Here is a 13,696-nt window from a genome sequence, read left to right as displayed (position 1 = left end):
GGCTGAGGGGTGGGCTGAGGCTGAGGGGTGGGCTCAGGCTGCGGGGTAGGCTCAGGCCTCGGCGTCACCGGAGGGACGTCGGTGAACTGGTCACGGGGATGGTTCGGCAGATAGCTGTCCGGACGCCCGGCCTGGGGGTAGTCGATCTCCACCCCGTACAGCGGGAACTTGACGCGGTCCAGGTCGAACGTGTAGGCGATGCGGGGGTTCGCCGTGTGGCGGCTGGAGAACTTGAAGACCTCGTTGACGTCGAGGCCCAGATTTCCCTGGTCGAAGAAGCGCGTGTCCTGCAGGTAATCCTTTCGGTAGGCCTGGAAGGCCCCGAAGCCGCCCAGGTTGGACTCGACCCCGTCGGCACTTTCCTCGCCGGACGCCGCCAAAGCGTCCGGAACGTCCTCCGGTGCCCCGTCCGATGGGCGCGGCGCCAGGTTCTGGGGCGTCAGCGCGAACGAATGGTGCGGCGGGATTCCGAAGACGTCGCCGTCGGGGCCTTCGAAGTAGACGCTTCCCGCCTGGGTGACCAAAACGTCGCCCTGGTGAAGCACGTCCCCCTCCTTGATGGGGACAGGAGAACCGTTCGGCCGGCGGACGAACGCCACCCCCTCCACTCGCAGTACTTTCACTGCCAACATCGTCTGTGCCATGGAATACCTCCTAAAATTTTTTGAAAACGGGGCGACAGCCCCAGAATTTCCAGCTTTGCATCCACCTTGGCGGCGTGCACATCTCCTGCGCTCTCTCGTTTTGCGTTTGCCGTCGATGCCCAGCCCCTCCGGCGGAGCGGCGTTTCTATAAAGAACCAGCCCCTCCGGGAACAGGCCCTGGAGAGGCGATTTTTATCATCCCAAAAATCGTCCGTTACCTCTCTCTGAGAGCACTGGATTTCGCACGAAGGAGCGGCCGGAGCAGATAGCTCAGGATCGTCCTCTTGCCCGTCTTGATGTCCACCTGGGCGACCATGCCCGGGAGGATGGGAAGGTCCTTGCCGAAGTCGCTCTTGCCAATCCGTACGCGGCCCCGATAGTAGGTGTTGCCCCTCTCGTCCGTGATCGTGTCCGGTGTTATCGAGTCGATCGTCCCGTCGATGCCCCCGTAGACGGCGTACTCGTAGGCCGTGAACTTCACCACCGCCTCCTGCCCGGGCCGGATGAACGCCCGGTCCTTTGGGGAGAGCTGCGCCTCGACGAACAGCGTCTGTTCGTCCGGGACGATCTCCGCCACCAATCCGCCCGGCATGATGACGGCCCCCGTCGAGTTGACGGCCAGCCGCTTCACCGTACCCGCTATGGGGGACCGGACCTCGGAGTGGACGATGCGGTCCGACAGGGCGCGGTTGCCCTCGGCCAGCCCCTCCATCTCGCCCAGCGTTTCGCTGAGCTGGTTCCTCCACTGCGCCTGGGAACGGAACTCCAGCTCCTTGAGCTGCCCCTCTCCCTCCTGGATGGAGGCCTTGATGCGCGAGATCTGGGCGCTCGCCTGGCTCCGGTCGGCCCGGGCCTGGGCCGCGGCCTTCTCCAGCCGCATGACCTCCAGCTTGGGGACGGCACCGCTCTCCAGAAGGGGTCGCGTTATCTCCAGCTCCTGCTCCGCCAGGCTGTAGGATTGGTTGGCGTGGGAATACCGTGCGCTGGCGTCCGCCAGCTCCTGCTGACGCTGCCGGTTCTGGTCCCGGATGACGCTCATCCGGGAGGCGATCTCCTGAAGGCTCGTCTCGTAGAGCTTGCGCTCGCTGGCCACGATATCGGGGATGGCCTGGAGCAGGTCCTCGGAGACCACAAACGGGGTCCCTGAGCTCAGTGCCTCCAGACGGGCCGCCCTGACCCGAAGGGTCAGCAGCTTGACCTGCTGCTGGCCGAGCATCGAGTCCACCCGCACGGGGTCCAGGCGCAGCAGAACCGTGCCCTTCTCCACCCGCTCGGCCTCCTTCACCAGGATGGCCTCGACCACCCCGCCGTCCACGGACTGCACGGGCTGGGTCCCCGAAGGCGCCACGGCCTTGCCGGTGCCGCTCACGACCTCGTCGATGGGGGCTATGCCCGCCCAGACCAGGAGGGCTATCAGGGTTACGGCGATGGCGTAGATGATCCCGCGGCCCTTCGCGGGGTTTTGTTCCTCGAAGGCCCAGGCGCTGTCGACGGTCCAGTTGTCGGAGGTGCGGACCGCACCGGGAGCGGCGAGGCGGGCCGCAAGCCCCCCTGTGGCCTTCCTGCTGTAGCGCTCCATCCCCTCCACCAGGTCCCCGACGCGCTCAAATCCTTTTTTGTCCATGGGCTCAAGCACTCGCGACCCCCCCCTCGATCTTCGCAGGCTTTGCCTTGGAGCGGTAGAGTGCGCTCAAAATCTGCTCCTTGGGGCCGTCTGCGGCCACCCTTCCCTCGTCCAGGACGATGATTCGATCCACCAGGTCCAGGAGAGCCGTTCGGTGCGTGACCAAAAGCAGGGTTCGCCCGTCTACGAAAGAGGAGAGACGGCTCCGCACGTGGTCTTCGGTCGCGTTGTCCATGGAGGCCGTCGGCTCGTCCAGAAGCAGGATGGGCGCATGCTTCAGCAGTGCCCTGGCGACGGCGATCGTCTGGCGCTGGCCGGAGGAAAGGCATTCCCCGCGCTCCCCGACCTGCATGTCGAACCCGCGAGGGTGCAGGTTGGCGAAGCGGTCGACCCCCGCAGCCTCCGCGGCCCTGAGGATCTCGACGTCGGTGCGCGGAGGGTTGCCGAACAGCAGGTTCTCCTTTAACGTTCCGAAGAAGAGGATGACGTCCTGGGGGACGGAGGCCACGTTGCGCCGGATCTCCGCGGGGTCGATGGAGCGGATGTCTGCCCCGTCCAGGAGTACGGTCCCCTCCTGCGGACGATGAAGCCCCAGGATCAGCTTGCCGACCGTGCTCTTTCCGGACCCCACCCGTCCGACCAGCGCCACCCGCTCCCCCCGCGCAATGCGGAAGGAGACCCCGGAGAGTGCGGGCCGCTCCTGTCCCGGGTAGGTGAAGGTCACCCCCTGAAGCTCCAGGTCGCCCGCGAGCCTCGGACGGCTGAGAAAAGCCGCCTCGGCCGGACGCTCCGTCTCCTTGCGCATGATGTCGTCGAGGGCGGCCAGGGATCGGGAGGCGGAGTGGTACTGCATCATCAGCCCCGCCGCCTTGCCGACGGGCGCGATGCAGCGGGACGAAAGCATGGAGACCGCGATGAGGGCGCCCATGCTCAGGTTGTTGCTCACGACCAGATAGACCCCCACCACCATGGTGATCACGGATACCGACTGCTGCACCCACTGGATTCCGTTGATGACGGAGCCCGACAGCAGCCGGAGGCGGGTGTTGGTCAGCTCTAGGAACGAGACCGCACGCTCCCAGCGCATCTGGACGTGCGACTCGGCTCCCTGGGACTTCACGGTCTCCATCCCCACCAGGCTCTCGATGAGCGTGGCATTCTTCAAGGCGCTTGCCCGGTTCGTCGTCTCCGCGAGATCCCTCATGGTCCCCTGGATCAGGGCGGCGTGAAGCAGGATCAGCAGCGAGCCGACCGCCAGCGGGATCGCGAGGGGCCAGGCGATGATCGCGATGACCGCCAGGAAGAAGAGGGAAAAGGGCAGATCGACGTAGGCGAACAGGGTGGCCGAGGAGATGAAGTTGCGCACCGACTCGAACCCCTGGATGACGTTGGCGAAGGACCCCACCGAGGGAGGCCGGTCCGCCGCCTTCAACGCCAGGATCTGCTCCATCAGCAGGGCAGAGAGCCGGGCGTTCGTCCTCGCCGCCGCGTTGTCCACGAGACGGCTCCGGGTTGCGTTCAGCAGGTAGTCCGCCGCGATCATGATCAGGACCCCGATGGCGGTGACCCACAGGGAGTCCATAGCCCGGTTCGGGACGATCCTGTTGTAGACGTTCATCGTGAAGAGCGGCATCGCCAGGGCGAAGACGTTGGAGATGGCCGAGGCTGCGATGACGTCCCGGTAGATGGCGCGGTTCTCGGAGATGGAGCTCCAAAACCAGTTGCTGCCCTTATCTCCGTGGTAGGACGGGGCGCGCTCGTCGAAACGAAAGACCGGTTTGACGTAGAAGGCGTATCCCGAGTAGCGCGCCTCCAGCTCCTTGAGAGGGACGGTGGCCTCCCCCTGATCGAGTTCGGGGAAGAGGACCTGTGCCGTCCCCCCCTTGAGGTCGGCGGAGAGCAACAAACAAGCCCCATTGCCCTCAAGGACGAGGATCAAAGGGGCCAAAGCCGTATTGAGCCTTTGCAGCGGAGCACGGACGACGCGGCTGGTCATTCCGGCGCGGGCCGCTGCGCGATCTACGCAAGAAGGGACAAGCCAATCGTTCTCCAGAGGAAGGCCCGAGAGCAGCCTGTCGACGGAGACCGACAGGCCGTGCATCGAAGCGATTTTGAGCAGACAAAACGTCAGCGGACCGCCTCTTTCCGTGCCCTGTCCGGGGTCGAATTGCCCCTCGTTTCCCTGCGAGGCCTCAAGAGGGGACATGGTTATTTTTTAGCCGCGGACTTTTTGCCCGCCTTTGTGTCGGCCTTTTGGATGCCGACTTCCTCCAGGCTGGGAACATCCTTGCGCACGATCTGGTAGGCCGCGACGAGCCCCCCCACTTCATGAAGGTAACTGGCTTTGGCCCCCTCGTAGCTGAAGAGGGCGTTGATGTAGGCTCGCTTGGCCTGGAAGGACTCGTTCTGCGCATCCAGGAGGTCGAGAAGGCTGCGGCGCCCCACCTCGAACTGCTTCCGGTAGGCGGCCTCCATGGCCTCGGCGGACTTCTGGTGCTGATCCAGATGCTCCAACTGCTTGTGGAAAGTGTCGATGTCGTTGTAGGCGACCAGAAGAGCCTGGGTGACCTCGCGCTCCGTCTCCTTCAATATCTCCTCGGACTGCTTGTAAAGCTCCACGAACCGGCGGATCGTGGCCTCGTCCGTGCCTCCGTTGTAGAGGTTGTAGCGGATGACGAGCTCGATCATCGACTTGTCCTTGCGGCCTTTTGTTCCGTCGGTGTCGTTCTCCAGGTTCAGGCCGCCGCGGAGTTCAACTCGGGGAGACAGCTTGGCCTTCTGTTCCTCGAGGGCGAGGCGGGTGGACTGCACGCTCTGGGCCACGCCATTCTGGCGAGGACTCGAAAGCATGCCGAGGCGCAGCGCCTCCTCCGGAGAATCGGGACGCTTCAGATCGATCCCGCCCCACTCCATCTCCTCATCGGGCATCTCGCCAACGGTACGGAGGTATTGGGTGGACGCGTCGTGAAGGTTGCCCTCCTCGGTGATCAGGTTGACGCGGGCCAGGGCCACACGCCCCTTGACGACCTCCATGTTGGCGGAGCTCTCAAGCCCCGCGCGGAAGCGGGATTGAACCAGCTTCATGATCTCCTCGTGACGCTTGAGGTTCTGTTTTGCCAGACGGATCATCTCCCGGTAGCGGTTGACGTCGTCATGGCTGCGGAAGGCCAGCAGGGCGATCTTCTCCATCGAGGCCCGCAGATCGTAGTACTTGGCGTTCTTGGCGTAGCCGAACTTCTTGACCTGGCTCCGCGTCAGACCGCCGTCGTAGAGCATCTGGCTGAGCGTGAGGTAGGCGCCCTCGCGGAAGTAGTTGTGTTGGTCCCGGCCGTCGTATCCCGAACCGCCGAGGTTCTCCCAGCCCACCGAGGCGGAGAGGTCGATCCTGGGACGGTAGCCGCCCCGTGCGGCCTCCTGCTCCTCCTCCGAGGCGCGGAAGGCATGCCATGCGCCCTGGACGTCCGGATGGGAGAGGACCGCCTGCTGGATGCTCTCCTTCATGGTCCTGCCGAAGGCGGGAAGTGCGACAAAAACGGATAGAATCGCCAGGATTCTCATGATCTTGGACATAGCTTTCAAAATTGTTGCCTCCTTAAAAAAGTGGTCCCAAAAACTCTTAAAAGTGCTTCAGCAAAGCACAAACAATCCAAATCAACCATCACGCAAACGCTTTTTGAACCCTTATTCGTTTTATCAGTAATGATTCAATCAAAAATAAGGAGCCTCAACACGTATTATTTTAAAGAGCATCTTTAAAGACTATCAATCTTAAGACTCTGAGTCAATGGGTTTTTAGACCAAAAATCCACGGGCAAGGTTTTTAAGATGTGGATGTGACCAAGACGGTTTTTTCACGTTTTCTGCTGCACCCAGCGGGTGCAAGGTCAGAGCTGGCTTAACCTCTTGGATTGACAATCTAGCGAAAACACCACGTCGATCGCTCAGCGAGGGGTGTACTGGCCCTCAAATAGCTATTATAATAAAAGAACTTTGGGTTGAGCTGTGGTGGAGATCACTGCCGTCACAGCCGGGGAGCCCCAAGGTAGCGTCGTGAAAGAAAATTTTTATGGAGGGATCAAACTATGAAAAAACGGTTGAAGGCTTCTGTGGTCCTCGCTGCGCTGCTGGCGCTGACGTTGGCCTGCGGGGCGTCGGCGGCGCAGTTCGGCAAGGATGAGATGCGTAGGATGAGCGTCTTCATCAGCAACTTCACGGAGGTGGGTCTCTACGACTTCGACCTGGACCTCGACGTTTCGGACCTGATCCGCTTCGGCATCCGGCATAACTACATCAACAACTACAAGAGCCGCATCAAGCTCTGCAAGGACAAGGAGTGTCCCCATGGGACCCTGACGATCGAGGGGAAGTTCGTCGTCGAGTCCGTGAAGAAGTACTTCGACCTGGACCTGAAGAACCAGAGCGTGACGGACTCCGACCCGCGCTGCCACTTCGACGGAAAGCTCTACCACTTCGAGAAGGCAGAGGGCGAAACGGTGTACTATGCCGACGTACAGCAGGCCTCCCGCGAGGGGAAGGTCGTCAACATGAGCGGCGAGCTCTACAACGTGGAGAACAAAAAGGAGCGCCCCGCGAAGTTCCAGGCCGTGGCCAAGCCGTACAAGTGGAACGGGAAGGACACCTGGGCCATCCTCTCCCTGGAAACCGAGTGGAACGACTGACGGGACCGGCGAGGAAGCCAGCCGCTCCACACGCTTACCCTTGGCGGTCGGAAAGAGACGACTAGCCTCAAAACGGGGGCGCCGCTGCCTGAAGCCGCAGAACGCCCCCGTTGCGTATCGGGAGCGGATGGGGTAAAATAACATTTTAAATAATGCAAACATTGGCTGAGTTAAACGGTCAACCGCATGGCTCCCCGAAAGGGGCAGACCCATGTTCATAACAGTCGGAAATTTTTTGCCCCGGGGCGACCGGCCACGGGGAAAATCGGGAAGGAGTGATGGTGTGATGCGTAAGTTTTTCACGGCTCTCCTGCTGGCGTCGGCCCTGGCGCTGACGATCGCCGGCGCGTCCATGGGAGCGGACGACGTCATCCGGATCGGGGTCTTCAACTGTCTGACGGGGCAGAACGCCTTTGGCGGGCAACTGGAGCTTGAGGGCACGCAGCTGGCCCATAAGCTGAACCCTGAGATCCTCGGCAAGAAGGTTGAGCTCATCGTGGTGGACAACAAGTCCGACAAGGTGGAGGCGGCCAACGCCGTCACGCGCCTCATCGAGAACGACAAGGTCAACGCCATCATTGGCACCTATGGCTCCTCGCTGGCCATGGCGGGCGGTGAGGTGGCGGAGAAGGCGGGGGTCCCCGTGATCGGCACCTCCTGCACCAACCCGCTGGTGACCCAGGGCAAGCGGTACTACTTCCGCGCCTGCTTCATCGACCCGTTCCAGGGCGCCGGCGCCGCGACCTACGCCTTCAAGAACCTCGACTTCAAGAGGGCGGCGACGCTGGTGGACGTCACCAACGACTACAGCGTCGGCCTCGGCGCCTTCTTCAAGCAGGCCTACGAGAAGATGGGCGGCGAGATCGTGGCGGAGCTGAAGTACCAGTCCGGCGACCAGGACTTCACGGCGCAGCTGACGGAGCTGATCAGCAAGAAGCCGGACATCGTCTTCCTCCCCGCCTATTTCGCGGAGGGCGCCATCGTCCTGAAGCAGGCGCGGGAGCTGGGGGCGGAGTTCCGCTTCATCGGCGCGGACGCCATGGACAACCCGGAGATCGTCACGCTGGGCGGCGACGCGGTGGAGGGCTTCCTGCACACCACCTTCGCCTATGACCCCTCGATGGAGAACATGAACCCCGTGGCAGCCCAGTTCACCGCGGAGTGGAACAAGGAGCACCCGGACAAGGCCCCGAACGTGAACTGCGCCCTGGGCTACGACTGCTACGTCATGCTGGCGGACGCCATCACGCGCGCGGGGAGCGCCGAGCCGGAGAAGATCCGCGACGCCCTGGAGGGGACGAAGGACCTGCCGACCGTCACGGGGATGACCACGATCAACGCCACCCACGACGCGGAGAAGGAGATGGGGATCGTCGAGATTCGGAACGGAAAGAAGACCTTCCTCGGACTGGTGAAGCCGGAGATTTAGTTCCCCGTAGCGCTTCGGCACGCCCTTCGCTTGAGAGCGACAGGACGGGGGAGGGGCCTTGCTCAGGCCCTTCCCCCTTTTTTGAATTTTTCGGATGCAGGGAGGTAATGGCTTGACTCTCAACATCTTCGTCCAGCATTTCGTCAACGCCCTGAGCCTGGGCTCGCTCTACGGGCTGATCGCGGTGGGCTACACGATGGTCTACGGCATCCTGCGCCTCATCAACTTCGCCCACGGTGACATCTTCATGCTGGGGGCCTATTTCGTGTACTTTGCGACCATCGTCTACAGGCTCCCGTGGATCCTGGGCGTCGCCGTCGCCGTCGCCGGCACGACGGCCTGCGGGCTTTTGGTGGACCGCATCGCCTACCGTCCGCTGCGCCGCGCGCCGCGCATCTCCGCGCTCATCAGCGCCATCGGCGTTTCCTTCTTCATCGAGAACTTCGCCGTCGTCGTCTTCACCGGAATGCCGCGCCCCGTGGTGCAGCCCCCGCTCCTGATGAAGCCCATCCTGGTGGGCGGCGGCGTGCGCCTCATCCCGCTGGGGCTGGTCGTCCCCGCCATCTCCTTCCTGCTGGTCGCCCTCCTCGTGTGGGTTATCTACCGGACGAAGCCGGGCCTCGCCATGCGCGCCATCTCCTTCGACATCGAGGCGACGCGCATGATGGGCGTTTCGGTAAATCGCATCATCGCCCTGGCGTTCGGCATCGGCTCCGCCCTCGCGGCCGTGGCGGGCATCCTGTGGGCGCTGCGCTATCCGCGGGTGGAGCCCTTCATGGGCATGACGCCGGGCATCAAGGCCTTCATCGCCGCGGTGCTGGGCGGCATCGGCTCCGTGCCGGGCGCCATGATCGGCGGCCTCCTCCTGGGGTTCGTGGAGATCATGTTCGTGGCCTTCTTCCCGGTGGTTTCGGGCTACAAGGACGCCTTCGCCTTCCTGATCCTGATCCTCATCCTGCTGTTCCGCCCCACGGGGCTCCTGGGCGAGAAAATGGAGGACAAGATATGACACGAGGGGACATCAACCGGAATATTTGCAGCAGGTGCCTCACCATCATTGCCGCCTGTCTGTTCGCCTGGTTCCTGAACGAGGCCCCTTCCTTCCTGAACGGCTACTGGGTCCGCATCCTGAACCTCGTCGCCGTCAACGGAATCCTGGGCCTGAGCCTGAACCTCGTCTACGGCGTCACGGGCATGTTCTCCCTGGGACACGCTGGCTTCATGGCCATCGGCGCCTACGTCTCCGCCATCCTGGTCCTGCCCGCGGCCCAGAAGCAGGCCATGTGGATCCTGGACCCCATCCTCCCGTGGCTCCTGAACGTGAACGCCCCCTTCCTGATCTCCATCCTCGCCGCGGGGCTCGCGGCGGCCTTCTTCGGCTGGCTGGTGGCCCTGCCGGTCCTGTCCCTCGGCGGCGACTACCTGGGCATCGCCACGCTGGGCTTTGCCGAGATCATCCGTATCCTCATCACGAACCTCACGCCGCTGACGAACGGCTCCCTGGGCCTGAAGGGCATCCCGCCCCACACGACGCTCTGGATGAGCTGGGGCTGCCTGGCGGCGGTGCTGGTCTGCACCGTTTCCATGCTGAACAGCGGCACGGGAGGCGCCATGCGGGCCGTGCGCGACGACGACGCGGCCGCGCGCATGATGGGCATCAACACGTTCCGAATGAGGGTGCTGGCCTTCACGCTGGGCTGTTTCGGCGCCGGCCTGGGCGGCGCGCTGATGGGGAACCTCATCACGACCATCGACCCGCGCATGTTCATGATCACGCAGACCTACAGCATCCTGATGATCGTCGTCATCGGCGGGCTGGGGGCCGTCACGGGCTCCATCGTGGGCGCGGCGCTCGTCACCGTGATGCTGGAGTGGCTTCGCTTCGTCGAGAACCCCATCGTCATCGGCTCGCTGCGCATCCCCGGCATCCCCGGAATGCGCATGGTGATCTTCTCGGTCCTGCTCATTGCGGTCATCATCTTCCGTCGCGAGGGGATCCTGGGGATGCGCGAGTTCAGTTGGAGCTGGTTCTTCCCCCGGAGGCGCCGGAAGGAAGCGGAGGGGGGCGGCGGGAGCTTTGCCCTGACCTACCGGGCCCCCGCGCCCCTGCCGAAGGGCGGCCCCCTGCTGGAGGTGCGGGACCTCACCCTGCGCTTCGGAGGGCTGACGGCAGTGGACGGCCTCTCCCTGGACGTGGAGGAGGGAGCCATCGCGGGGCTCATCGGGCCGAACGGCGCGGGCAAGACCTCCGCCTTCAACGCTATCAGCGGCTTCTACAGGCCGGCGTCCGGATCGGTCCGCTTCATGGGGCGGGACATCACGGGTCGGCCCCCTCACGAGGTCTGCCGCGAGGGCATCTCCCGGACGTTCCAGAACATCCGCCTCTTTGCGAACGAGACGGCGCTGCAGAACGTCATGGTGGGGGCCTGGGTGCGGCGAAGGACCTACTGGTGGATGTCGCTCCTGCCCTTCGTCTTTACGGACGTGATCCGCGAGGAGACGGGCGTGCGCCAGTGCGCGCAGGAGCTGCTGCATCGGCTTGGCCTGGCGTCCTACGCGAACGAGCGGGCGTCGGCCCTGCCCTACGGCGCGCAGCGGCGGCTTGAGATCGCCCGCGCGCTGGGGACGGCCCCCCGCCTCCTGCTGCTGGACGAGCCGGCGGCGGGGATGAACCCCCAGGAGTCCTCGGAGCTGATGCAGTTCATTCGCCGCCTGCGGGACGAGTTCCACCTCACGATCCTGCTCATCGAGCACGACATGAAGGTGGTCATGAACGTGTGCGACACGATCCACGTGCTGGACCAGGGCAGGCTCATCGCCCGCGGCACGCCGGAGGAAATCCGGCGCGACCCCGGAGTCATCGAGGCCTACCTCGGCGCGGGCGCGGCGCAGAAGGAGGGGGCCTGAGATGAGCCTGCTTGAGTTAGAAAAGCTGAACGTGCACTATGGCGCAATCCACGCGGTGCGCGACGTGTCCCTCTCCATCGAGGAGGGACAGGTCGTGACGCTCATCGGCGCGAACGGCGCGGGCAAGAGCAGCGTCATCCGCTCCATCATGGGGTTGACGCCGTCCCGCGCGGCGCGCATGGACCTCCGGACCCCCGATGGAAAGACGGTCCCCCTGCAGGACAGGCCCACGGAGGACCGCGTGAAGATGGGCATCGCCCTGAGCCCGGAGGGTCGCCGCATCCTGCCCCACCTGACGGCGGAGGAGAACCTGCGGCTGGGGGCCTGGACGCGGAACGACGCCGCAGGCGTTGAGGAGGACCTGGAGCACGTCTTCACGCTCTTTCCGCGCCTCAGGGAGCGGCGGAGGCAGAAGGGCGGAACGCTCTCCGGCGGCGAGCAGCAGATGCTTTCCGTGGGCCGCGCCCTGATGAGCCGACCGAACCTCCTGATGCTGGACGAGCCGTCGCTGGGCCTGGCCCCTATCCTGGTGGAGGAGGTGTTCAACATCATCCGCGCCATCAACGCGCAGGGCCGGACCATCCTGTTGGTGGAGCAGAACGCCTGGGCCGCGCTGAAGATCGCGCACAGGGCCTACGTCCTGGAGGTGGGCGCCGTGGCCCTCTCCGGAACGGGAGAGGAGCTCTTGAACGACGCGCGCGTCCGGAGCGCCTACCTCGGCGGATAGCGTTTTTTAAGCTTCTATTGAGGCGGCGGAAATGGGCGCCGCGACGGAAACGGAACGGAGGTACGTAACATGAGGAGCATGGTTGAGAAGTTTGCGGGTGGGTTCGTCCTCGTGCTGGCGGCTCTGGCGGTCCTGACGCTGGCGGCGCCGGCCGCCGCCGCGCCGGAGGTGCGGGCGGAGTGGGCGGAGGACGCGCTGGCCGGCGTCACGGAATACGACGAGTGCACCGCCTTTGAGGGGGAACCTCAGGCGAAGGTCCTCCTGTCGGCGGAGAGGGCGGTGCGGGACCTCAAGGTGCTTAGGCTCACCTTCACGGAGATAAGCGAGGAGGGGAAGGTGAGCTTCGACGTCGAGGAACGGTACGGGCAGAAGGAGTTGCTGCCGGGGCGCCCGCTCCTGGTCCGCATGATGTTTTTCGGTACCATACCCAACAACGGGATCTCCTACGTGGACGGGGAGGGCGTGACGCGGCGCTTCGTCCTGGACCAGAGCGGCGAGGACGGCTCCCTGTTGATGACGGAGTTTTAGCCTGCAGGCATCCGGCGGGGGGACTGCCCCCCGGACGATTGGCTTATTAAGGAGGAACGACGGACATGGTACGACCCTCACGTCTTTTTGGCCTGTTGGCGGCGTTTGCCGCCTGTGGGGCGCTCTGTCTCGGCGCGCTGGCGGGGCCGGCCGCGGGGCTGAGCGATGCGGAGTATCGCGAGATGATGAAGGACCCGGACTTCGCCAAGGCCGACAGAGCTCTGAACGAAGAATGGTCCAGGCTCCTGAAGGAGGGGGGCCTCTCGAAGGCGGGGATAAAGGCTCTGAAGGCGGAACAGGAGGAGTGGGTGAGGAAGGGGCGCGACGCGGAGGCCAGGCGCTATATGACGGACGACGGCTACACGGCCCTCGAAGCCTATACGGCGGTGACCGGAATGCGTACAGATGCGCTGCCGGACCTCGCGGAGCGAATCTTCCTTCAGGATCGCCCCGACGGCCCCCAGGGCTATTACGTCCGGCGCGAGGATGACCGGGAAACGAGCTGGCTCTCCGTCCGGTGGACCGACAAGGAGGCCGGAGAGGTCAAAGTCGGTATGGAGGCTAACCTGGTCCTGGGGCCGAAGGACGTCGAATACCGCTACTGGTCCGGTGGGGGCACGGTGCGGAAGGGAGTGCTCAAGGCCGACGGAGAGTACGATGGGCAGGGAAGCGCGACCTTCACCTTTAAGGGCGACAGCGTGCAGGTGGTGGTGTCCCCGGATATCGCCCCGGACGTGGACGTGACGCTTGATGGGACCTACGTCCGTCAGCGGCTGCCGAAGCCGTAGCGCGCTCCGGCCTCTTTGGTCCCCGAACCGTCCGGAATGGCAGGAGGAACTCGCTGAGGAGCGGGTTCCTCCTTGTTTTTATAATGCTCCCTATATGCGGACCTGGGGCGCCGCGCCCGGCGGTCATGGTATACTTATATGGAAAAGTGCTGTGAGGCATGAGCTTGAAGCATGAAGTCCCCCTGGCTCCTCCTTTCGACAAACCGGCAGGCGTTCACCTGCGGGACGGTCCGACGGCGCAACGCCGGGGGACCGTCGGGCATCGGCCCGGCGCGCCGGTGCTGCGGGAGGGCCGGAACGCGATACGGGGGCGTGTCCCGACGCAGTGCATCTGGAGAAACGCCCTGCATTGAGGAGGTCCGAGCGTTAC

12 protein-coding genes are annotated in these 13,696 nt (G+C 64.2%); 8 read left to right on the top strand and 4 right to left on the bottom strand.

All coding sequences use genetic code 11. The features are described 5' to 3' along the window. The 4 genes from Q0629_RS06840 to Q0629_RS06825 form a co-directional block, all read right to left on the bottom strand. Positions 1 to 644: hypothetical protein (locus Q0629_RS06840; protein ID WP_298780576.1), on the bottom strand; the 644-nt coding region annotated here is incomplete at its 3' end. 214 nt (positions 645 to 858) lie between these two features. Next, positions 859 to 2,280, bottom strand: a complete 1,422-nt coding sequence (locus Q0629_RS06835; protein ID WP_298780573.1) for an HlyD family type I secretion periplasmic adaptor subunit — start codon at positions 2,278 to 2,280, stop codon at positions 859 to 861. After that, the gene (locus Q0629_RS06830; RefSeq protein ID WP_298780570.1) at positions 2,273 to 4,474 is read right to left on the bottom strand and encodes a type I secretion system permease/ATPase; all 2,202 of its coding nucleotides are present in this window, start codon (positions 4,472 to 4,474) and stop codon (positions 2,273 to 2,275) included. Before Q0629_RS06830 ends, Q0629_RS06835 begins: the two co-directional genes overlap by 8 nt. A gap of 2 nt (positions 4,475 to 4,476) precedes the next feature. Next, on the bottom strand, positions 4,477 to 5,838 hold the full coding sequence (locus Q0629_RS06825; protein WP_298780581.1) for a TolC family outer membrane protein: 1,362 nt from the start codon (positions 5,836 to 5,838) through the stop codon (positions 4,477 to 4,479). A gap of 512 nt (positions 5,839 to 6,350) precedes the next feature. Between Q0629_RS06825 and Q0629_RS06820 the strand changes: the two genes are divergently transcribed. The 8 genes from Q0629_RS06820 to Q0629_RS06780 all read left to right on the top strand — a co-directional run. Next, positions 6,351 to 6,947 carry a hypothetical protein gene (locus Q0629_RS06820; protein WP_298780568.1) on the top strand — a complete coding sequence of 199 codons (597 nt, stop codon included), beginning with the start codon at positions 6,351 to 6,353 and terminating at the stop codon, positions 6,945 to 6,947. 286 nt (positions 6,948 to 7,233) lie between these two features. Further along, a complete protein-coding gene (locus tag Q0629_RS06815; protein ID WP_298780566.1) occupies positions 7,234 to 8,376 on the top strand; it encodes an ABC transporter substrate-binding protein in 1,143 nt (380 codons plus the stop codon). Positions 8,377 to 8,488: 112 nt separating this feature from the next. Continuing rightward, the gene (locus Q0629_RS06810; RefSeq protein ID WP_298780563.1) at positions 8,489 to 9,385 is read left to right on the top strand and encodes a branched-chain amino acid ABC transporter permease; all 897 of its coding nucleotides are present in this window, start codon (positions 8,489 to 8,491) and stop codon (positions 9,383 to 9,385) included. Further along, positions 9,382 to 11,283, top strand: coding sequence for a branched-chain amino acid ABC transporter ATP-binding protein/permease (locus Q0629_RS10185; protein ID WP_366123185.1), 1,902 nt, complete (start codon positions 9,382 to 9,384; stop codon positions 11,281 to 11,283). The genes Q0629_RS06810 and Q0629_RS10185 overlap by 4 nt, the downstream gene beginning before the upstream one ends. Position 11,284: 1 nt before the next feature. Then, on the top strand, positions 11,285 to 12,010 hold the full coding sequence (locus Q0629_RS06795; RefSeq protein WP_298780561.1) for an ABC transporter ATP-binding protein: 726 nt from the start codon (positions 11,285 to 11,287) through the stop codon (positions 12,008 to 12,010). A gap of 69 nt (positions 12,011 to 12,079) precedes the next feature. Then, complete coding sequence (locus Q0629_RS06790) at positions 12,080 to 12,538, top strand: hypothetical protein (protein WP_298780559.1); 459 nt, start codon at positions 12,080 to 12,082, stop codon at positions 12,536 to 12,538. Positions 12,539 to 12,603: 65 nt separating this feature from the next. Further along, entirely contained in the window at positions 12,604 to 13,326 is a 723-nt protein-coding gene (locus Q0629_RS06785) for a lysozyme inhibitor LprI family protein (protein WP_298780556.1), read from the top strand. Between the two features lie 171 nt (positions 13,327 to 13,497). Beyond that, positions 13,498 to 13,696, top strand: a 199-nt coding sequence (locus tag Q0629_RS06780) for a hypothetical protein (RefSeq protein WP_298780554.1), incomplete at its 3' end; no start/stop codon positions are given.

The organism is uncultured Fretibacterium sp. (genome assembly GCF_938030725.1).
Lineage (GTDB): Bacteria > Synergistota > Synergistia > Synergistales > Aminobacteriaceae > Fretibacterium.
Note: the sequence above shows the minus strand (reverse complement) of the source record. Positions and strands in the feature narration are given on the sequence as shown.